Source organism: Streptomyces sp. NPDC046931 (genome assembly GCF_040644655.1).
In the GTDB taxonomy this organism is placed as follows: domain Bacteria; phylum Actinomycetota; class Actinomycetes; order Streptomycetales; family Streptomycetaceae; genus Streptomyces.
Genome location: NZ_JBEYWX010000013.1, coordinates 40,083 through 60,686, shown reverse-complemented (window position 1 = coordinate 60,686; position 20,604 = coordinate 40,083). Strand labels below are relative to the sequence as shown.

General features: G+C 70.1%; 12 protein-coding genes and 2 pseudogenes. 7 read left to right on the top strand and 7 right to left on the bottom strand.

Annotation, left to right across the window (positions count from 1 at the left end):
- Position 1: 1 nt before the first annotated feature.
- Positions 2-1,330 carry an SGNH/GDSL hydrolase family protein gene (locus ABZ876_RS22535; protein ID WP_361783911.1) on the bottom strand — a complete coding sequence of 443 codons (1,329 nt, stop codon included), beginning with the start codon at positions 1,328-1,330 and terminating at the stop codon, positions 2-4.
- 205 nt (positions 1,331-1,535) lie between these two features.
- Here ABZ876_RS22535 and ABZ876_RS22530 point away from each other — a divergent pair, with 205 nt between their 5' ends.
- The 4 genes and pseudogenes from ABZ876_RS22530 to ABZ876_RS22515 form a co-directional block, all read left to right on the top strand.
- Positions 1,536-2,960, top strand: a complete 1,425-nt coding sequence (locus ABZ876_RS22530) for a DUF445 domain-containing protein (RefSeq protein ID WP_361783908.1) — start codon at positions 1,536-1,538, stop codon at positions 2,958-2,960.
- Positions 2,961-3,097: 137 nt separating this feature from the next.
- Complete coding sequence (locus ABZ876_RS22525; RefSeq protein ID WP_361783905.1) at positions 3,098-4,573, top strand: MFS transporter; 1,476 nt, start codon at positions 3,098-3,100, stop codon at positions 4,571-4,573.
- Positions 4,574-4,711: 138 nt separating this feature from the next.
- Positions 4,712-5,167: a hypothetical protein gene (locus ABZ876_RS22520; RefSeq protein WP_361783902.1), complete on the top strand. Its 456-nt coding sequence runs from the start codon at positions 4,712-4,714 to the stop codon at positions 5,165-5,167.
- Between the two features lie 37 nt (positions 5,168-5,204).
- Positions 5,205-5,372: pseudogene (locus ABZ876_RS22515) on the top strand (AraC family transcriptional regulator); the annotation flags it as partial.
- A 15-nt stretch (positions 5,373-5,387) separates the two neighbouring features.
- Here ABZ876_RS22515 and ABZ876_RS22510 read toward each other — a convergent pair.
- On the bottom strand, positions 5,388-5,690 hold the full coding sequence (locus ABZ876_RS22510; protein ID WP_361783899.1) for a hypothetical protein: 303 nt from the start codon (positions 5,688-5,690) through the stop codon (positions 5,388-5,390).
- Between the two features lie 145 nt (positions 5,691-5,835).
- Between ABZ876_RS22510 and ABZ876_RS22505 the strand changes: the two are divergent.
- From ABZ876_RS22505 to ABZ876_RS22495, 3 genes and pseudogenes are all read left to right on the top strand, one after another.
- Positions 5,836-6,186 (top strand): annotated as a pseudogene (locus ABZ876_RS22505) (Hsp20/alpha crystallin family protein); the annotation flags it as partial.
- A 114-nt stretch (positions 6,187-6,300) separates the two neighbouring features.
- Positions 6,301-6,888 carry a DUF2267 domain-containing protein gene (locus ABZ876_RS22500; protein WP_361783896.1) on the top strand — a complete coding sequence of 196 codons (588 nt, stop codon included), beginning with the start codon at positions 6,301-6,303 and terminating at the stop codon, positions 6,886-6,888.
- A gap of 201 nt (positions 6,889-7,089) precedes the next feature.
- Positions 7,090-7,563: a carboxymuconolactone decarboxylase family protein gene (locus ABZ876_RS22495; RefSeq protein WP_361783893.1), complete on the top strand. Its 474-nt coding sequence runs from the start codon at positions 7,090-7,092 to the stop codon at positions 7,561-7,563.
- 80 nt (positions 7,564-7,643) lie between these two features.
- On the opposite strand, the gene ABZ876_RS22490 is transcribed toward ABZ876_RS22495, so the two are convergent.
- From ABZ876_RS22490 to ABZ876_RS22470, 5 genes are all read right to left on the bottom strand, one after another.
- Positions 7,644-8,219: a type 1 glutamine amidotransferase domain-containing protein gene (locus tag ABZ876_RS22490; RefSeq protein WP_361783890.1), complete on the bottom strand. Its 576-nt coding sequence runs from the start codon at positions 8,217-8,219 to the stop codon at positions 7,644-7,646.
- 498 nt (positions 8,220-8,717) lie between these two features.
- Positions 8,718-10,583, bottom strand: a complete 1,866-nt coding sequence (locus tag ABZ876_RS22485; protein WP_361783887.1) for a DUF1998 domain-containing protein — start codon at positions 10,581-10,583, stop codon at positions 8,718-8,720.
- On the bottom strand, positions 10,580-13,828 hold the full coding sequence (locus ABZ876_RS22480) for a helicase-related protein (RefSeq protein WP_361783884.1): 3,249 nt from the start codon (positions 13,826-13,828) through the stop codon (positions 10,580-10,582). The genes ABZ876_RS22485 and ABZ876_RS22480 overlap by 4 nt, the downstream gene beginning before the upstream one ends.
- The gene (locus ABZ876_RS22475; protein WP_361783881.1) at positions 13,825-15,738 is read right to left on the bottom strand and encodes a UvrD-helicase domain-containing protein; all 1,914 of its coding nucleotides are present in this window, start codon (positions 15,736-15,738) and stop codon (positions 13,825-13,827) included. The genes ABZ876_RS22480 and ABZ876_RS22475 overlap by 4 nt, the downstream gene beginning before the upstream one ends.
- The gene (locus ABZ876_RS22470) at positions 15,735-20,495 is read right to left on the bottom strand and encodes a DEAD/DEAH box helicase family protein (RefSeq protein ID WP_361783878.1); all 4,761 of its coding nucleotides are present in this window, start codon (positions 20,493-20,495) and stop codon (positions 15,735-15,737) included. Before ABZ876_RS22470 ends, ABZ876_RS22475 begins: the two co-directional genes overlap by 4 nt.
- Positions 20,496-20,604: the final 109 nt, after the last annotated feature.

Below are 20,604 nucleotides of genomic sequence, written 5' to 3'. Positions count from 1 at the left end.
GCTACAGCTGTGCCGGTGCCGCGCCCCTCAGTGAGGTGAGGTCGAAGACCTCCGCCATCCTGGCGAAACCCCTGTCGCTGGGGTGGAGGTGGTCGCCCGAGTCGCAGTCGGCGCGCAGCCGGCGCGGGTCGTACGGGTCCCGCAGCGCCTCGTCGAAGTCGACGACCGCGTCGTACACCGTGCCCGACCGGATCCGCGCGTTGACTTCCTGCCGCACCTGTTCGCGGTCGGGCCGGTAGCCGCGGTGGCCCCCGAACGGCATGAGCGTCGCCCCGACGACCTTCAGCCCGCGGGCGTGTGCCTCGCGGACGAGGGTGCGCAGGCCCGCCGTGATCCGGTCGGGGTCGGCCCGGCCGGGGTCGCGCAGGATGTCGTTGACGCCGAGGTCGACGACGACGGCCCTGACGTTGGTACGGCCCAGCACATCGCGCTCGAAGCGGCTGAGGGCGCTCGGGTTGCCGGCGGGCCGTCCGGGGCCGTCGGCCAGCACCCGGTTGCCGCTGATGCCCTGGTTGACCACGCTGTAGCGCGGCACGTCACCGGACCCGGCCGCCCGGCGCAGCCGATCGGCGAGGACGTCCGTCCAGCGGTGGTTGGCGCCCTCGGTGGAGGTGATGCCGTCGGTGATCGAGTCGCCGAGTGCGACCACGGTCCCGGCCGCCTCGTCGCCGAGCACGTCGAGCGCGGTCAGATAGCGCCAGTACGGGCTCTGTTCGGTGTACCCGGCGCCACTCACGTCCTCCGTGAGATCGCCCCGCGCGACGTACGAGATCTGGCGGGCGTGCCGGTGGTAGGTGACCGGGCCCGACGGGGTGGGGGAGTACGTGGTCACGAGCGCGTCCGAGTCGCCCGGGACGGCGATGCGGACGGCGTCGCTGACCACCTGCCGGCCGGCGGGCACGACGACCGAGGCGGCGCCGCCGAAGGTGAGCCGGCGCATGGTGTCGGCGGCCGCGGCCGGGCCGCCCGACGCGGCGACCGCGATCGAGGCGTGGGTGACGGTCAGAGGCTGCCGTCCGTAGAGATTGGACAGGGTGATACGGGCACTCGTACCGCCGACGTCGGTGTGCACGACATTGCGCACGGACCGTCCCGCCAGCCCGTCCGCGGCGGTGCCGGGCTCGGCGCCGGAGGGCGAGGCCGACCAGGTGCTCACCCAGGCCCCGACCGAGGCGGGGGCGGCGGAGCCCCGCGGGGCCGGGTGGCCGGCGGCGAGGGTGCCGCGGCCGTTGCCGTCGTCGGCCGCGGCGGCGAGATATATGGCGGCGGACAGGGCCACGATCACGGTGACGATCGCGGACAGCAGGGCATAACCGTGACGCCTGGTCATGCGGCGCGTGTCTCCTCGGGCGAGGGAGCCCGAGGCTCCGATGTCGATCAGCTTCATGATGCGCCATGAGGCGGGAGGGAGAGAGAGGGCCCCACTGATCCCCGGCAGGAACCCTGACGCGACCCTGAAAAGCCCCCGAGACTCCTCCAACCGGAGAGACGCCGGGAACTCCCGTTCCGTTCCAGGAGTCGGTCAGGAAGGGACAATGTGTAACGAGGGACACGATCGGGTGGAGCGGATGGAACGCATAAAACCGGATGAACCGGCGGCCGTCGGGCGGTCCGCGGGCGGCCCGTCCGCGGGCGCCGGGCAGTCCGCCGGCACGGACGCCGCCGCCACGGGCCGAGCGGCCGTCGTGAGCCGTGCGATGACCTCCTTCAGCCCCGCCGACGAGGAGAAGCGCCGGGGCGTGCGCCGTATGAAGTCCACGGCCACGGGACTGCTGCTGCTCGTCGCGCTCGTGTACGTCCTCGCCACCTGGGCGCGGCACGCCGGCGCGGGCCCCTGGACCGGTTATCTGGCGGCGGCCGCCGAGGCCGGCATGGTCGGCGCGCTCGCCGACTGGTTCGCGGTCACCGCACTCTTCCGCCACCCCCTCGGCCTGCCCATCCCGCACACGGCGATCATCCCGAACAAGAAGGACCAGCTCGGTGTGTCCCTGGGCGAGTTCGTCGGGGAGAACTTCCTCTCCCAGGAGGTCGTACGGCAGCGACTGCGCGCCGTCGGCATCAGCAGCCGTCTGGGCGCCTGGCTCGCCCGGCCGGAGAACGCCGACCGGGTGACGGCGGAGCTGGCGACCGCTCTGCGCGGGGCCCTCACCGTGCTGCGCGACTCCGACGTCCAGGCGGTGGTCGGCGAGGCCATCACCCGTCGCGCCGACGCCCAGGAGATCGCGCCCGGCCTCGGCAAGATGCTGGAGAGGGTCGTCGCGGACGGCGGCCACAAACGGATAGTCGACCTGGTCTGCATCCGCGCCCACGACTGGCTCGTCCTGCACGACGACCAGGTCATGGCCGCCGTGCAGGGCGGCGCCCCCGGCTGGACGCCCCGGTTCGTCGACAAGAAGGTCGGCGAGCGCGTCTACAAGGAGTTGCTGCGGTTCGTCACCGAGATGCGCGACTCGCCTTCGCATCCGGCGCGCGGCGCCCTCGACCGGTTCCTCTCCGACTTCGCCACCGATCTTCAGTCCGACACGGACACCCGGGCGCGCGTGGAGCGGCTCAAGGGCGAGGTGCTGGGCCGCGGCGAGGTCCAGGACCTGATCGCCTCCGCCTGGACCGCCGTCCGCTCCATGATCGTCTCCGCCGCGCAGGACGAGCGGAGCGAGCTGCGGGTGCGGGTGCGGGCGTCGCTGCTGTCGCTGGGCAGCCGTATGGCGAACGAACCGGGGACCCAGGCCAAGGTGGACCGCTGGGTGGAGGGCGCGGCGGTGCACGTCGTGACGACGTACCGCAAGGAGATCACCTCCCTCATCACGGACACGGTCGCGAGCTGGGACGCCGGCCACACCACGCGCAAGATCGAGGCGCACATCGGCCGTGACCTCCAGTTCATCCGGATCAACGGCACGGTGGTGGGTTCGCTCGCGGGACTGCTGATCTACTCGGTGTCGCGGCTCCTCGGGGCGTGAGCCGCCCGCGGGTGCGGGATCCGGCGGGGTTTTTCGCGCGGGAGCCGCCGGCCGGTGCGGGGTGCCCGGGGCGTAAGGCGCTGGTGAGCGGGCACTCGGGCCCCGTGCCGCGTCGCCGGCGTCCCAAGGAGGCAACCATGTCCATCACCGCGCCACAGCCTGGCACGGTCACCACCGCGATACCCGCTCGACTCGATCGTCTGCCCTGGTCGCGCTGGCACTGGACGATCGTGATCGGACTCGGCACGGTATGGATCCTCGACGGCCTGGAAGTCACGGTCGTCGGCAACATCGCCAGCCGGCTGTCGGAACCCGGCAGCGGACTGCCGATCAGCTCCAGCCAGGTCACCGGCATGGCCGCGGCGCTGTATGTCGCGGGCGCCTGCTGCGGCGCCCTTTTCTGGGGCCGCCTCACCGACCGCCACGGCCGCAAGAAGCTGTTCATGATCACCCTGGCGGTCTACCTCGGGGCCACCGCGCTGACCGCGGTCTCCTTCCAGCCCTGGTGGTTCTTCCTCTTCCGCTTTCTCACCGGCTTCGGTATCGGCGGTGAGTACGCGGCCATCAACTCCGCGATCGACGAACTGATCCCGGCGTACTACCGCGGCCGTGTCGACCTGGTCATCAACGGCAGCTTCTGGGTGGGCGCGGTCGCCGGCTCCCTGCTGTCGATCCTCGCGCTGAACACGGACATCCTGGCGACGGACGTGGGCTGGCGGCTGACCTTCGCGCTGGGCGTCGTCTTCGGCCTGGTCATCCTTCTGGTGCGGCGGCACGTGCCGGAGAGTCCCCGCTGGCTGCTGATCCACGGCAGGGAGCAGGAGGCGGAAGAGGTGGTGTCCGCCATCGAACGGCGGGTCGAGGAGGAGAAGGGCGAGCCGCTGCCGCGGCCCCAGGGCGAGATCACCATCCACCAGCGCCAGAGCATCGGCTTCCTCACCATCGCCCGCACGGTCTTCTCCCGGTACCGCAAGCGCGCCGTCCTGGGCTTCGCCCTCTTCATCGGCCAGGCGTTCCTCTACAACGCGATCACCTTCGGCTTCGGCGCGATCCTGACCAAGTTCTTCGACGTACCGGCCGACCGCACCGGCTACTACTTCGCCGTCATCGCGGTCGGCAACTTCCTCGGCCCGCTGCTGCTCGGGAAGCTCTTCGACACGGTCGGCCGCCGGGTGATGATCTCCTCGACGTATCTGCTGTCCGGACTGCTCCTGTTCGGCACGGCCTGGCTCTTCGACCGCGGCTCGCTGAGCGCGGGCACTCTGACGGCCTGCTGGTGCGCGGTGCTGTTCTTCGCCTCGGCGGGCGCCTCCAGCGCCTATCTGACCGTCTCCGAGGTGTTCCCGATGGAGACCCGGGCCATGTCCATCGCCTTCTTCTACGCCATCGGCACCGCGGCCGGCGGCATCAGCGGACCTCTGCTGTTCGCGGACCTCACCGGCACCGGCAAGGTCGGCGACACGGTCCTCGCCTTCCAGATCGGCGCGGCCCTGATGTGCGCGGCCGGCCTGGTCGCGGCCCTGCTCGCGGTCCGCGCGGAACGCCGCTCCCTGGAGGACATCGCCCAGCCGCTGACGGCGGTGACGGGCGGCCCGGCGAGCGCGACCCCGTAGAGGCCCCCCGGAGACGCCCCCGCGTGTCCGTACGGCCTCCGGTGTCCGTACGCCATCCGCACGCCGAGCCGAATGAGTACGGGTACTTGAGTACCCGTACTCTCCCGGCTCCGCCGCTCCACCGGGACCCTCGTACACATGACCGAGAAGCTGCTCCGCCCCATGCGAACGCGCCCCTGGCCCGAGCGCTGGCTGATCCGCCTGCTCGGCGCGGCCCTCTCCGCCGCGTCCTACCTGCTGTGTCTGCCCTGGGATCTGCGCAACCGGCCCGCGGCCCCGGGAACCACAGAGGAGACGACCCCCGTGACAGCGGTCGGCGTCATCCTCCTCGGACTGGCCCTGCTGCTCCTCGCGGCCTATTTCGGCCACTGGGACCGGCTCGGCTGGCCGCTGCTGCTGGTGGCGGCACCCCCCGTCACACTGATGCACGTCTCCTTCCGCGCCCACCCGGAACTCGACGCCTCGCTCTGGCCGCTGGCCTGGGGCTTCTTCACCCTGCTGATCGCGGCCGGGGTGTTGGTGGCGGCCGGGGTGGCGCGGTCCCTCCGGGGGGAGTGGGCCCGGGAGGACCTGACCCTGACGAACCCGCTGTGAACCGGTTGTGACCCCCGAGATCCCGGAGATCCCGGAGACCCCTAAACGCATCGCGACCCAGGCCGGCTTCGGCTCCCCGACGGCCTTCCGGGACCGCTTCAGACGAGTGGTGGGCACGAGCCCGTACGCGTACCGGAGGGCGTTTCAGGGAGGACGGGCGGCGAGCGGCGCCGCGGCCCGGCGCCCCGCCGGCGCCATTTCGTAGCGGCCGGCCGTGGGGCTAGCCCCGCCGGTCCGCCACGGCCCACGAAGCGAGGGCGACGGCACCCGAAACCCCGAACACGGCCGGCCAGGCGCCCACCTTCTTGGCCAGCGGGTGCGACCCGGCGAACGCGGCCACGTACGCCGCCGTCAGCGCCCCGGCCGCCGCGCCTCCGGCCTGCCGCCGCCACCGCTGCGCCGCCGCGGCTCCCGCGACGGCAAGTACGGCCCCGCCGAGCTGCCGCTTCTTGCTCCAGCGGGCGACTCCGTACCCGCCGACGAGCCCACTCGCGGCCACCAGAGCCGTAGGAACCTTCGCCATCGCTGTCTCCGTCTTCCGCCGATACGTCCTCGGACCGGGCCCGGCGGCCATGTTCGCGACCGCGGGCCCCGGCGTAATGAGGCTAACTCCGCGTACGGGCTCAACGGACACCGGACCCGCCCGCCCCGGCCTTGTCCGCGTCGCGCCCGCGGCGATGCGGATGGACGCCTACCGCGTCGGTGACGAGTTCGTCGTCCACTTCGACCTCCCCGGCGTCGACCCCGAGACGATCGAGCTGGACGTCGAGCACCACGTCCGCGACGTCCGCGCAGAACGGCGCTCCCCGGCCCCCGAAGACGCCGAGACGGTCGTGGCCGAGCGTCCCGCCGGAACCTTCAGCCGCCGGCTGTTTCCGGGCGGCACCCTGGAGACGGAGCGCATCGACGCCCCGCACGACGCCGGCGTCCCGACCCCCCACATCCCCGTGGCCGAGGAGGCCGGGCCGCGCCGCACCCGGAGCACGCGCGGCGACCGGCCCCGGCGGATCAGCAGCTGACAGCCGCCGAGACCGCGCCCGTCCCCTGCGCGAAATCTCGTGGGACGGGCGCGGCGATCGGGGTACCCGGGAGGCGACCGGGTGGGGAATGGCAGACGGAGGAGTACCCGCACGATGAGCATGACCACGACGAGCGCGGCGGCGACGAGCACGATCGACGGGACGGGGGCGACCGACGACGTGGCCACGGCAAAGGAACCGGCCGCGTACGACGAACTCGAGGCGGCGGCAGAAGAACGGACGACGGCGGCGAACGACCTGCTGCCGCCCGCCGACCAGCCGGCCACGACCCCGCCCGGCGTGGACTGGCCCCGGCTGGTCGAGGCGGTCAAGGAGTCCGGCCAGTACACGACCACGAACGAGGCCGAGCGCATCACGCGCCTCGTGCTCTTGGCCCTGGGCGGCCACGTGGTCGGCGACGAGCGGGTGGAACTGGCCCGTCGGCTGCCCGAGGAGGCGGCGCGCCTGATCGCGTCGCAGATTCCGGTGACGTGCCCGCTGACCGCCCCCGACTTCGTGGACGCGGTCGCGGCCCGCATCGAGGGAGCCACGCGCGCGACAGCACGCTGGGATGTGGGCGCGGTTCTCACCACCCTGCCCGCCCTGATCGGTGACGACCTGACGTCCCGTCTCCTCGCCCGACTCCCCACCGGTTACGCCCTGCTGTTCGGCAAGGCGGACCTTCTGACACGAGCGGCCTGACCTCGATCCATGCCGACGGAGTGAGGGGCCGGACCCGAAGCAGCGTCCCGGAAGGGCCGGTCCCTCCGCGCACAGGGGAGGACGAACGAGCCCCATGAGACGTACGTCACACGCTTTCGTCTGCCCGGGCTGTCACATCCCGCCGAACCGCTCCGTCAGTGCTGTGTAACGGTCGACACGGCAAGGATCGAGGAGATCACCATGGAAGCCCGTCTCAACTTCTTCACAAACCCGGTCGCGGCCAAGTTCGCCAGGTACATCAACTCGGCCGGGAAGGTCATCAGCGACTCGACCCTGCCGGCGGCGACCCAGGAGCTTGTGAAGATCCGCGCCAGCCAGATCAACGGCTGCGGCTTCTGCACCGACATGCACACCAAGGACGCCGCGGCCGCCGGGGAGACCCACCAGCGCCTCCACCTCATCGCCGCCTGGCGAGAGGCCACGGTCTTCACGGACGCCGAGCGCGCCGCCCTGGAACTGGTCGAGCAGGGCACCCGGATCGCCGACGCGGCAGGTGGCGTCCCCGACGAGGTCTGGGCGAACGCCACGAAGCACTACGACGAGGACCAACTCGCCGCGCTGGTCTCCCTCATCGCCCTGATCAACGCGTACAACCGCATGAACGTCATCGTCCAGCAGCCGGCGGGCGACTACCAGCCGGGTCAGTTCGGCTGAGGCTGAGAGCGCGCCAGGGCCTGGAGGCTGCGCACCGCACCAAGGTGCCGCCCATAACCGGCACCACCCTCCGGGCCCCGTCAGGCGGGCGTGGTCTCCAGCTTCCTCACGCCCGCCTCGGCGACGGGGGCGGCGCTGCCCGGGTTCCGCCCCGTGATCAGATTGCCGTCCTCGACAACGAACGACACGAACGGCTCGTCCGCCGTACGGTAGTCGGCCCCGAGTTTTCTGAGTTCTTCCTGCAGGCTGTAGGGCACGGCGTCCGCCCGCTGCGCCAGCTCCTCCTCACGCCAGGAGAACCCGGTGACCCTCTTCCCCTGGACCAGGGGCTCACCGCCGCTCAGCTGCACATTGAGCAGCCCGGTCGCACCGTGGCACACGGTGGCGACCACCTTGTCCGACTCGTAGAACCGGGCCATGAGCGCCTCAAGGTTCTCACTCTGGGGAAAGTCGAACATGACGCCGTGCCCCCCGGTGGGGTAAATGGCGTCGTAGTCGTCGAGGTTCACTTCCGAGATCCTCTCGGTGTCCTCGAGGAGATCCATGAATTCCCGGTCCACGTAATGCCTGCCGGTGCCGAGCTCCGCCAGGACTTCATGGGACAGGCTCTCCGGATCCAGCGGGATCCGCCCACCCGACGGACTCGCGATCTCCATCGAGAACCCGGCCTCCTCCGCCCGCGCTGATGTGTGCTTTCTTGTACTTTTTCAGGCCATGTCTCGAGATCGTCGGTAGTAACGCGTGGTCGGCCCACCCGACTTCCCACTCAAAACGTCCGGCGCAAAAGAACGGCCACCCATCGTGGAGGTAGAGCACCCGGCCCGCGGTGAGAGCTTCAAGAGCCGCGTCAAGACGTCGCGCCATACGCCCCCGCACCCTCGACCGAGTGGATGCGGCGATGTCCGCGGCCAACGCCGTGTCACCGGAAGCGCGGGCAAGGAGTAGCGCGCGAGTGAAGTGAGCTTGGGCAACTTGATCGCGCCCTGAATCGTGAGCCATCCAGCCGGCCATGTCCGTCAGGACCGCTGCAGCAGCCAACGCCTGGCCGCCACCGAGCTCGACGAGCCGCGGTGCCACATGTGTGCGGAGGTGGGTGACGACAGCGGAGTAAAGGCGACCGCCGCCTGTGTCGGCTCCCTACGGCCGGCCGGAGGTCAATGGTCGAGTACGTTGGCGAAGAAGCCCAGATGGGGATCGTCCGGGGTGCCGACGAGCAGCGCGCGATCGAGCAGGATGTTGTTGTGCTCGCAGCTCGTCTCGGGGAGCATCGCGCAGGCATGGCACGCGGCAAGGTTCGCGCCGCCGGTGCCGGAGGACCGCGCCTCGATGCACAGCGGGTCGGCGGAGCACCAGGTGGCACGCCGCAGTGCCGAGCGGAGCGCGTCGGCGAGGCGGTCGGGCTCTCCCTGGGCCACCACACCGCCGAGGCTGCCGGCGGAGTCGCTGGTCGCCGTGTAGATGAGGAAGCCGGCCATGCCGGCGTCCGTGTACAGGCGCTCGCGCAGTGACGCCGCCGGGTAACCGGCGTCCAGACTCCACTCGTTGATGAGCACGTGCGCGAGCGTGTGCAGCAGCACCGTGCGGGGCGTGGCGGGCGAGGGAGGCACCTCCGTGGGGTCCGTGGCGCGTTCCCTCAGCATGCGGTCGTGGTTCGTGCGCATGCGCTCCACACGGGCGGCCACCGCGACCGACTCGGCCCAGTCGTCGAGCCGGCCCTCGTCGAGGCGTACGAAGACGCCCTCACCGTGCACCTCCATCGCCGGGAGCCAGTCGGTGGGCGTCAGGGAGAGAGCGGCCTCGTGGCCGTCGGAACTCGACTCCGGATCCGCGATGCGGGTGAACGCCTTCAACGCCCGCACCTCACGCAGGCGCTTGACCAGCATCGGCCGGCCGACGCCGAGCGGGGCGAGGACCGCGGGGTCGGAGATCGGCGGCTCACAGATGAACTGCTCGTCGCGCCCCTTGTCCCGCAGAGCGTTGCCGGCGCAGAGCCGCTCGTACTCCTGGCGGCGCAGCGCCTGGTAGCGGCTCACCACACCGGCGTCCGCGTCGCTTTCCTGGGCCGGGTCCTCCTCCTGTTCGGCCTCCAGCAGCTCCATGACGGCGTCGACCGAGACCGAGTCGTCGCCCCGGAACGCTCCCTTGAGGTAGATCTCGATCTCCATGCGGGAGGAGTACGCACGCAGGTTCTCCCAGTGTTCCGAGAGTTTGTCCGCAAGACCGTCGCTCCAGGGTGGGATCGAGAGGGCGGACTTCAGCACCGGCTGCCAGACCGCCGACGAACCGCGCTGGAGCGTGCGCGGCGCCTGGGTGCAGAACTCGGCGGGTGCGTCATTCAGCCAGGGCCGCCTGCCCTCGCAGCGCACCCCGAGGTCGCTCAGGGCCGAGCGGCGGAAGGCACCCTCCATCGACACCTCCGGCACGCCGCACGTGCACGAGATGAGGATGGAACGGAGCGAAGCGCTCTGGCCGGAGAAGCGCATGCTCATCCGACCGCGGCAGCTCCCGGTCACGCCTTCTTCGCGGTTCTTGCGGTGGAGCCACTTCCAGTAGGGGAAGTCGTCGAGGTGCCCGTCCTCGCAGGCCATGACGAATCGGGACGGCACGAGCGGCTCGTCGTCGCAATCCGAGCAGACGTTCTTTCCGGCGGGTGGGTTGAAGTCCCGCACATGCTGCAGGGCCTGGCACTGCGGGCACGAGTGCCACAGCGGGAATCGCCGGACGCGTACTCCGTCCTTGCTCGTGTCGTCGGAGCCCGGGGGCAGCCGGAAGTGGCTCACGTCGAGGACGCGGGCGAGCCGGTGCTCGTGGATGATCGGTGCCTCGTCGAGGGACCAGCTCCGGTGCGCGTCGTCGAGGCCGGACACGATGAACGATTCGTTGTCGACGGCGATCAGCGATCCGACGCCGTAGGTGGTGATCATCTGGGAGCGGCGGACCGAACCGCGCCGGGGGAGGGCGAGGCGGGGCGCGGCCGAGGCACCGCCGGTGCGGCGACGCCGTGCGGGGGGCGGGGTCATCGGGAAGCCTCCAGGAAGAGAGCGGACTCGGCGTCGACGTCGCGCAGGCTCCACAGGGTGGACCATGCGCCTGTGCCCTCGGCCTCGTCGTCGAACGGTTTGAGCAGGGAGGGGACGGGGTTGCCGCGACGGGGCTCGTACAGCAGGCCGCCGTGCCCGTTCGCCATCTCCGTCCACCACTCGACGAACTCGTCGAAGGCGTCTGAGGTGTCCTGCAGCTCCTCCTCGGCGACCTGCGAGACGCGGCTCGTCAGCAACGGCTTGATCTCGGTGTACAGGCGATCCCTGTATGTGTCGATCCGACCGGCGGCGTCGTTCGCTCGGGCCTCGTGGATGAGGATGCGGGCCAGGGCCACGACCACGGCGTGCAGACCGCGGTCGCGCGACCGGGCCGAGAACGGCGTCACAGACGTCGACTCCACCTCGCGATAGAGCGCCGAATGGAAGAGCAGGAAGTTCTCGTAGTGCGAACGGTCACGGGGGCGGGTCGAGTTGAGCATCACGGCGACGAGGCCCGGATGGGCACGGCCCACGCGGCTCGTGGCCTGGATGTACTCGGCCGTGGTCTGCGGCTGGCCCATCACCGCCATCAGGCCGAGTCGGTCCACGTCGACGCCGACGGCGATCATATTGGTGGCCAGGAGGACGTCCCGGACGTCGGGATCCGGGTAGCGCTTCTCGATCTCCTTGAGCCGGGCGGGGATCAGACTCGCGTCTACCCGACTGGTCAGCTCCGAGTAGCGGTTGGAGACGCGCACCTCGGTGCCGTCGCGCTCGGCGAGGAGCCGCAGATAGTCCTCGACGTCGTCGTTCACCTGCAACTCGGCGGCCGACAACAGGCGGAGGCTGTTGAAGTAGCCGACCAACGTCCAATACGCGTCCCGGACGTCGTCGCTCGTCTCCGCGGACATGGCCTGGTGGAGCAGGGCCGCATACGTGCGGATGAGCAGGGTCGACTGGCTGGTGCCAGGCGCGAGCAGACCCACGTAGCGGCGACTGGCCTTGGTCCTGCGGTCGGTCTCCACGGCGAACCAGGAGTCCCGGGCGTCCAGACCGGCCGGGGGGAATTGGCGCACGTCCCGATCGAAGAGACGCCGCCCCTGATCGGACGCACGACGGATGGTCGCCGTGGAGGCGATCACCTTCGGCTCGTCGGCGAGGGCGTCGACGGCCGTCTCGTACAGGCCGGTCAGCGTGCCCAGCGGTCCGGAGATGAGGTGGAGTTCGTCCTGGACGATCAGCTCGGGGGGTGGAGTCGTGTCGCCGTCCCGGTCGCGGTTGAACAGTGCGGCCGTCCGCTCGCGCCACGGCATGGAGGCGAACTTGTCGACCGTGGCGATGACGAGTGTCGGTCGGGCCGCGTAGACGGTCTGGTCCACCAGGTGCACCGGCAGACCGGAGGCAAAGTCGCAGTCGGCACCGGGACAGCGCACGTCCATACGGACGTCGTCCTCGTCCACCGAGTAGTTGCGGGCGTCCAGGGCCGTGCCGCACCAGGGGCAGGCGTGGAGCTGCACCGGGTTCTCCGTCTGCAGGCTCTGCCCTCCGCGGAGCTTGAGCAGCTTCTCGCCGGCCGTCTTCAGGTCGTTCGGCGTGGCCGACTTGCCGACCCACATGCCGATCGAGATGCCCTCGTCGCCCAGGCGGTCGGGGGCCGCGCGCCGCATCCGCTCCATCGCGCAGATGAGGATCGTGGCGCGCTCGAACTGCTGCAGGGTGAGAAGGCGCAGTGTGTAGCGCATGAGCACGGTGACGCCGCCGCCGTCGGCCCCGCGGCGCAGCCGGCGCAGGAACGTGGAGAAGGCGATCAGACCGAGGTAGGCCTCGGTCTTGCCGCCACCGGTCGGGAACCACAGCAGATCGGAGATCTTGCGGTCGGGGTGGTTCGGATCTTCGATGCCACACAGACAGAGGAGCATGAACGCGATCTGGAACGGCCGCCAGCGCTGGGCCGACAGGTCGGGCGTGCCCGCACCTCCGGCCTTCACCCAGGCGCTGCGCGCACGCTGCTCCGCCATCGCCCGGTTGGCGAGCCGGAAGGCCTCCATGACCTCCGGTTTGTCCGCCAGGATCCGGATGCCTTCGTGCATCCGTCCGAGGGCCTCGCGGCAGGCGTCGAGCTGTGCGTGCGCGGCCTCCTCGTGGGGGGTTCCGGCGAGGGCGGCGGCCTCCGCGGCCTTGGCCTCTATCCACTGCTCGTAGCCGCGGGCCAGCCCGTGCAACGCGGCCAGCACCTCGACGTCGGCGTGCTCGGCGAGGCCGAGCATGCCGAGCGCCGAGCTGTCGATCTCCGGGTTGGAGTCGGTCAGCAACACCTCGTGGGTGGGCAGGAACTCGGAGCGGATCTCGTTGATCGCGGCACGCTCTATGTCGGTCACACCGACCGGCGGCGGCGTCCAGTCCCAGTGAGCGGAGCAGCCGTGTCCGACCGCGAAGGTGGGGGCATGGCGATACAGCAGGCGACTAGTGGCCAGCTCCGAGTCGACGGCGGACAGGGCGGCAGGCCGTTCGACGAACGCGGAGGCGCCGTTGGCCGCCCGGACCCGGAGGCCGGGCTGGAACAGGGCGAACGCGTCCTGGAGTTCCCGCTCGCCCACGACGTGTCCGTTGATCAGGGTGACCGTCACCGTGACCGTGCCGGTCGGCACGCCGGCCGGTCGTACGAGGACATGCAGCTTCACCTCCCCGTCGGGGACGAGGTCCACATCGAGGACCCCGGGCAGAGTGACGTCGACCCGAGTGTCCGGCAGCGCCAGTTCCCGGCGCCGCCAGTGCTCGCGCTGATGGCCCGTGGCCCTGGCCTCCGCGCGCTTGGCGGACACCGGCCGACCCTCCGTGTCCACAGGGTCGTACACGGCGGCTCGTGTGGAGATCACGATCTCGGAGTCGACCTCCGGCGCCACGGCGAAGGTGAGTCCCATGGCCGACGGTCGTCGGTCGCCGGAGACCGGCGGCTCGACGGAGCCGGCGGCCTCCTCGGGGCTGTCGTTGCTGAGCAGCGGGGCCTCGTCCAGACCCTCCTCCGCCGCGGCGTCCTCCTCAATGCGCCTGCGGGCCGTGCGGTCGGCGGCCCTCGGGAACAGCACACCGACGGGGTAGCGGGTGATCGGAGCGTCCTGGGTGAGGACCTCGACCGGGTCGTCGCCCGCCACGACGTCCGGTCCGAGAAGTTCGCGGCGCAGCCGTGCCACCAGCTCCTCGCGGACCCGGTAGTGCTCGGCGTGCGGGCCTTCCCCGTGCGTCATCCCTGTTCCTCCCCGGCGTGTCCGCCGCGTCGATACCTTCCGATTCCGGTGATCCGGGGGGCGATCCACACCCCGTTGCCGCCGAGCCCCGCATTGGCCCCGGCCGCCGTGCTGCCCGCGACCGTCTCCAGCGTGTCCACCCGCAGGCCGACGATCTCGGCGGGCCAGATCACATCCCACGAGCGTGAGATCATTTCCACCGCGTACAGGTCCCGACGGAAGCGCTCGGAGGCCTCGCCGATCACTCGGTCGCGGTGGACCAGGTCGTAAGGCGGGCTCTGGTCCGGCCCCACGGGGAGCGGGTGACGCATCCGTAGCGTCACCGTGTCACCCGGGCGCGTCTGCTCCAGCAGGTAGGTCTGCGTCTCGACCGCGGACGTGCCCGTGGCGTGCCGGCCGGGAGGCTCCTCGCGGTGGACGTCTCCGGGCAGGACCTGGATGCCGTAGCGTTCGTACTTCTTCCAACCGCCCAGGTACCAGCGGCTGGTAGGGCGGTGGCGCCGTATGCGGGAGGTGTCCGGGCCCGTCACGTGGTACAGGTCCTCGCGGGCCCGCGTCATGGCCACGTAGAGCGCCCGTGCCTCGGCCGGCACGTCGAGATCCAGGTGTGCCTTGCGCAGCTCGGCGATGGAGGGCGGGGACAGCAGCAGCACCCGGTCGTACTCCAGGCCTTTGGCCCGGTGCACCGTCGAGACGATCAACCGAGCCGTTTCCGGGTCGCCCAACTCGTCGGGGAAACGCCCCTCGGCCACCAGACGCCCTACGGCGGCGACATCGACGAGGCCGCGGCCCGTGCGCCGGGTCGCGGCACGCAGCGACCGCCAGCACCTCTGGGGCTCCACGCCCGAAGGCAACGGTATCTGTGCGAGCAGCTCCAGGAAGCGAGCCTCGGTGAGCGTCAAGGACGCGGCGCGGCGCAGGAGTTCGGCCACCCAGTACGGCACCGGCCGGTCTTGCAGGGAACGCTTCAGCGCGTGTTCCACCCCCTGCTCGTGCAAGAGTTCCGAGACGGCGAGCGCCTGACGGTTGTCCCGGGTCAGGATCGCGCAGGTGTCGGGGAACGCCTTCAGCGAGTCCAGCGCGAATCCGTCGGCCAGCTCGCCGAGGTTCGGCAGGTCGAGGAGCCGGTCGCGCAGCTCGGTGTGGAGTGATGCGGCCGCGGCCTCCTGGCCGTCTGGGTAGACGACCAGGTTCTGCAGCCGGGGGCCGAGAGCGAGGGCGGTGCGGGCCTCCGGGCTCCTCCCCCGGAAGTTCTCGGTCAGGCCCAGCTCGACGAGGTCATCGTAGGACGCTCGCAGCCAGGCGAAGAACCGATCCGTCTCCCCGGCTCGCTCCGTCGGGTCGTCGACCTGGAAGCCGTAGATGCCCTGGGCGGAGTCGCCGACCACGGTGAATCCGCACGAACGCCGGAAGCGGTCGAGCAACGTCTCCACCAGGTCCCGTCGGTCACCCACCAGGTCCTGTGCCTCGTCGATGACCACATGCGAGGGAGCCCCGAGCTCACCGGCTTCCACGGCGCCTTTCTCGATCGCGTCCGTGGCCGCGCGGATGCGCTCGTCGAAGCTGTGGGCCGCCCACTCCTCGTCGGGGTAGGCCTGCACAAGCAACTGGTACGCCCACGAGTCGAAGGTCTGGACCCGCACCCTACGGGCCCGGTCGCCGTGCCGGGCGATCCGGTCCCGCAGTTCACGGACGGCGGCCCGGGAGAAGCTCAGGACGAGTATCTCGCCCGCCCTCAACGCCTCCTCGGGATCCTCGTGCCCGACCAGGGCGTCGAGGCGCCGGACGACCGTGTGCGTCTTGCCGGACCCTGCCCCCGCGGTGACCAGGAGGCGGGTGTCCCAGGGGAGGTCGACGACGGCCCGCTGCTCGTCGGTGAGCGGAGGGCTGTCGCCGTAGGCGTCGGTCACTTGCTGCTCCACAGGTGCTCGAACTGGGTGAAGGCGAGAGCGGTGTCGAAGTTCTGGATGTTGTCGCGGACGTTGAGGATCAGGCAGGTCTCCTTGCCTCCGTTGAGGGGGCCGCGCAGACCACGCCCGATCATCTGCTGGTACACGTTGGGGCTGTAGACGGGGCGGGCGACGACGACGGCTCGGGTGGCGGGGGCGTCGAAGCCCTGGGTCAGGACGCCGTAGTTGGTGAGCACACGGGTGCGGCCTGCGCGGAAGTCGTCGATGCGTCGGCGCCGGTCGCTGGGCGACGTGTTGGAGTCGACGGCGGAGGCCGTGATCGTCAGGTCGCGGAGCTTCGCCGCCAGGTACTTGGCGTGGTCGACCGAGGTGGCGAACACCAGCACCGGCCAGTCCTTCTGCATGTTCGAGATCTCGGCCAGGATGCGGTTGTTGCGGTCGTGGTCGTCGGCCAGCCGCTGCTCAGCCGCCCTGGACAGGACACTCAACTGCTCGGCGTGCTGCTTCTCCTCACGGTTCAGGGTGATCGTGCCACCTTGCAGGAGACGATGCTCGACCTGCGCCAGCATGCCGAGGCTCTGCAGCTCGGCGTACGCGTCGCCGCTCGCGAAGACACCGTCGTCCAGACGTCGGCCACCGAAGCGATTGATCAGGCGGCGCGTCTCGTCCTGGTTGGTGTTGCGAAACGGCGTCGCGGTGAGCCCCAGCAGGTGACGGTCGGTGCGGGAGGACGTCAGGCCGAGGTGCGCCAGGATGTCGGTGTAGCGAGGCGTGATGGCGGTGTGTGCCTCATCGACGATCACGAGAGCGGCGTCACGCAACCAGGCGTAGGCGTCGGCGGCCAGACAGCTCGGCTGCTGGAGCTTGGCGTCCGTTGCGACGACCAACTGCGGTCGGTCGGTAACCGGACCCGCCTCGTTCGAAGACCAGAGCCGATTGATCGCCAGCGGCGTCTCGGCGCCCACCTTCTCCCAGACGAACTTCCAGCTCTGTACCGCTTGTTCGCACAACTCCTCGGTCTGGGCGATCCACAGGATCGGCCCATCCAGGCTGCCCACCTGTTTCACCCAGCGGATCACCGCCTCCGCCGTGACACGCGTCTTGCCCGCGCCGGTCGGCAGGGACAGCATGCCCCGCTGCGGGACGATCCGGTCCAGCATGGTGAAGACGTTGGCGGCCAGCCGCTCCTGGTAGTCGTGCAGGCGCGGGAAATGCCGGGGTCCGTCCACGTCGATCCTGGGTTCCAACGACGGCGCCCGGAACCCGGCGAAGGCGTCGGGGAAGCGGAGATCCGACACGAACGCCACCGCGTTGGAGGCGCCCCTGAACGACGACGGAGCGTGACTCGGGTAGAGGTTCTGCAGGTCACGGGCATGTTCGTGCAGGATGCTGTCTCCGTGCGCGTTGAACGCCATCTGGGCGATGCGATAGTCGTCGGGCTCGATCCCGCCGTTCTCCGCGCGCTCGCCCTCCATCAGGCCGGCGGGAAGACGGTCCCGCAGGGTCTCGGCGCCCAGCAGCAACAGAAGCTTGGTCACCACGTCGTCGGCCTCACGTACGGCCTTCAGCGCGCTCTTGACCTTCTGGTCCTCCTCCTGGCGCTGCTGGGCCTCGAGCACCTGCCTGCATCCGGACTCTCCCATGCGCCAACGGAGCTCACGGTCCACGGCGATCAGGACTTCGAGCGCGGTGGCGGGTTCGAGCACGAGGATCGTGGATCCCTGCAGGTTGCTGTTCAGTGGCGTGGGACGCATGCCATTGGGCGTTCGCGTCACTTCTTCGAGGACCTTGCACCGCTGCAGCGTGTACTGGTCCACCTGCGAACCGCGCATCTGCCGCAGCGTGGGGTACGCCTCCTTGAGTGGGACCGGCTCACCGGCGGGCTCATGCCGGGTCTCGCGGCTGATCACATCGGCGTACGGCAGCATCCCCCACTGCTTGACGAGCAGCGCGGCGTCCTCGGCCGACGCGGCCAGCAGAGCCGGCAGTCCCTCGGAGCGCAGCGCCCGATACTCACCCTGTGACGAAGCGACGGCGATTTCGCCATCGGGGCGCGTGCCCCACTTGTCGCCGATGCGACACCGTGTGAGCGAGTCGTCGGGGAACGGCACCTCCAGCCGCGTCAGAAGCACGTAGGTGTTGCCGACGAACACGTCGTCCTCGCTGTGCTGAAGCTTTTCCAAGAGCTGGTCCCAGAAAGAACTGGGCACGTCTTCGACGCTCGTGGCCAGACGTAGCTTGCGGGCCTTCTCGGGGCTGATCTGGGCGACCGGCAAAACATCGCTGTACGCGACGAGTTGAGGGCCGACCGCCTCGTCGACAGGGCGGGCTCCCTGCGAGGTCGGGACGAGACCGTGACGCTTGAGCATCCAGCGTATCGGCGAGGCCACCGCTCGACGGGTGCTGACCTGCGCTCCGACCTGCAGTGTCCAGTTGTCGACCAGGGCTTCCTCCGGGAGCATCTTCAGGAAGTTGGCCCGGGCCTCGTTCGAGAGTTCTGGCAGGAGGTGCAACGGTCCGCCGACCGCGGCGCCCTCCAACTTGATTCGGGCGAGGGTCGGGCGGGACGCCTGGTCGGGCAGGGTCGCGCAGTACTCCTTGTGCGCGACCTCGCGGTACTGCTCGAACCACGGCTCCTCCTCGGGGCGGTGTCCCGCCGTGGGCCGGTCGCGCAACCCCACCTCGCGGAAGAAGGCCATGTCGTCGGAGTGGAAACGGGTGTCGACGGCGACGGAAGGGTCGGACTCTGCCGTCACGACGGGGCCGGGCAGCAGGCACTCACGCATGGGGCGGAAGCCGTCGCCCGCGGTGCGCACGTACAGCGTCGACCCCGGATGGGGCACACGTCGGACCACCTCGTGCGACAGCTGGCTGCTGCCGGCCTGGTGGAACAGCTCCCAGAACCGGGTCCACTCCTGCGAGCCGTACGAGGCGAAGCCCTGCTCCAGGACGCTGACGAAGCGGCCTCGGACATCGGCGTCACGAATGCCGAGCACGGCGAGGGCACTCGCGAGCGACGGCTCGTCGGACAGAGCGGTGTCGACGTACACGAGGGACTCGCGCAGCCCGTCCTGGTCGGTGCGGCGGAACACCTTGCCGACGACCGGGGCCACCATGCCGTCCTCCTCGGTCAACACGATCCGGGCGGTGCGGGCCTCGTTCGCGTACGGCGAGGACGACTGGACCATGTCGGCGACGATGCGAACGGCGGTGGCGGACGCCCCGGCGGTGCCGTCGGCGACCAGAGCTTCCAACCACTCCCTCACCGAGGCACGTTCGCGCTTGGCGGCCTTGAGAATGTGCTCCACCTTGCCGGCGCGGATGTCGGTGGCCTCCACGGACGGGTGCAGCCAGTTCGTGGGCCGGCCGGGGTAGGAGTTCCACATGGTCAGCCAGCGGAGCAGCGACTTGTTGTCCTTGCCGAGCGGCGGGTGGATGTTCAGGTCGCGTGGCACCCGCAGCCGGCCGTCCTGGTCCGGCAGCGACGGGCGATGGGCGGTGGCCTCCCAGATCCGTTCGGTGAGGTAGCGGTCGGCCCAGCTGACGGTCTCCGACTCACGGGACCGCCCGGGAAGGAGCGGAAGGTACGCGGCCGGGTCCTCAGCGGGGGCCAGCTTGGGCAGCGACTCGACCACCAGCCGGGCGGCCACCCGGATCATCTCCTGGTTGAACGGGGAGGAGTCCAGCAGGTTCTGCCTGTCCTCGTTGGTCTTCCAGGCTCCATTGAGGATTCCGCTCAGCGTCATCTCGTACTTGGTCGGGAAGAACGACCAGAACCTGCCCCGCCCCTTGGGAGAGGACATGAGCCCGGCGGCGGAGTCCTTCTCGTACTCGCGCACGGCCCACGAGATGTCGAGGGAGACACGGTCGTGCAACTCTCCCGCGCTGGAACGGGCGGCGTCGGTCGGCTCGTGGGTGAGCGTGAATACCCGCCACCGGGTGGCCGAAGGATGCCGGCCGGGGCGCTCCTCACGTACGGTGTGCAGTTCCTTGTCACGTTCGACGGTGAGGGTGCGTCGCACGACAGGGCGCGGACGACGGTCCTCCAGGATCACCTTGGCCACATGCGGTGAGAAGAGTTGGAACCCGACGGGGAACTCCTCACGGCTGCCGGCCGACTGCCCACCGTGCATGTCCTGACCGAGCCGTTCGGCGGCGCCGTCGAGCAACGGGAGGCGGACGACGGTGGTGGCCCATCTCAAGAGTTCGTCGAGCACGGGGTCGGCGGCCCGTTCGGCGGTTTCGTCCAGCGGGCGTGCCATGCGCAGCACCGGAGCCTCGAACTCCTCGCCCAGCCGTGCCGTGACCTCGGGAACGGAACGGATCTGGGCGTGGGCCCACTCACGATCGAAGCCGAAGCAGCCGGAACTGCTGAAGAACTGCGGGGCGTCGGTCACGACCAGCACGGATTTCACACCGACACCGAAACGTCCGATCTGGCCACCGCGTTTCCGGGACATGCTCATCCGCAGAATCGTCTCGGCGCCTTCGGGGGTGACCGGTGTCCCCTCGTTCGCGCAGTAGAGATGGGCGTCCGTGAGAACGACATGGGTGGAACCGCCGGGCTCGGCGGCGATTTCGTCCGCGGCGTTCTGGACGAGCTCGAAAAGTTGCCGGTCACCGTATCCGCCCTGGGTGATCCGTCTTTCTCCGTTTGCGTGTTCCGGAATGAGTCCGGGATCGACGGCGTACGTCCTGAGCACACGGGAGGACTGATCGACCACGGTCTTGAGCACAGGGTTCAGTTCAGGAGACACAGAAAACTCCGATCCTGGGGGAAAGACCTGGTGGCAAGGAGATGAGGCAGCGGGCTGACATGCGATCAGGCGATTTGACGCCTATAGGCGATGCATGCGCGCGGTTGAG

Coding starts and splice junctions, on each gene's coding strand:
- ABZ876_RS22535 (WP_361783911.1), bottom strand. CDS start 1,330: ATGACCAGGCGTCACGGTTATGCCCTGCTGTCCGCGATCGTCACCGTG.
- ABZ876_RS22530 (WP_361783908.1), top strand. CDS start 1,536: ATGTGTAACGAGGGACACGATCGGGTGGAGCGGATGGAACGCATAAAA.
- ABZ876_RS22525 (WP_361783905.1), top strand. CDS start 3,098: ATGTCCATCACCGCGCCACAGCCTGGCACGGTCACCACCGCGATACCC.
- ABZ876_RS22520 (WP_361783902.1), top strand. CDS start 4,712: ATGACCGAGAAGCTGCTCCGCCCCATGCGAACGCGCCCCTGGCCCGAG.
- ABZ876_RS22510 (WP_361783899.1), bottom strand. CDS start 5,690: ATGGCGAAGGTTCCTACGGCTCTGGTGGCCGCGAGTGGGCTCGTCGGC.
- ABZ876_RS22500 (WP_361783896.1), top strand. CDS start 6,301: ATGAGCATGACCACGACGAGCGCGGCGGCGACGAGCACGATCGACGGG.
- ABZ876_RS22495 (WP_361783893.1), top strand. CDS start 7,090: ATGGAAGCCCGTCTCAACTTCTTCACAAACCCGGTCGCGGCCAAGTTC.
- ABZ876_RS22490 (WP_361783890.1), bottom strand. CDS start 8,219: ATGGAGATCGCGAGTCCGTCGGGTGGGCGGATCCCGCTGGATCCGGAG.
- ABZ876_RS22485 (WP_361783887.1), bottom strand. CDS start 10,583: ATGACCCCGCCCCCCGCACGGCGTCGCCGCACCGGCGGTGCCTCGGCC.
- ABZ876_RS22480 (WP_361783884.1), bottom strand. CDS start 13,828: ATGACGCACGGGGAAGGCCCGCACGCCGAGCACTACCGGGTCCGCGAG.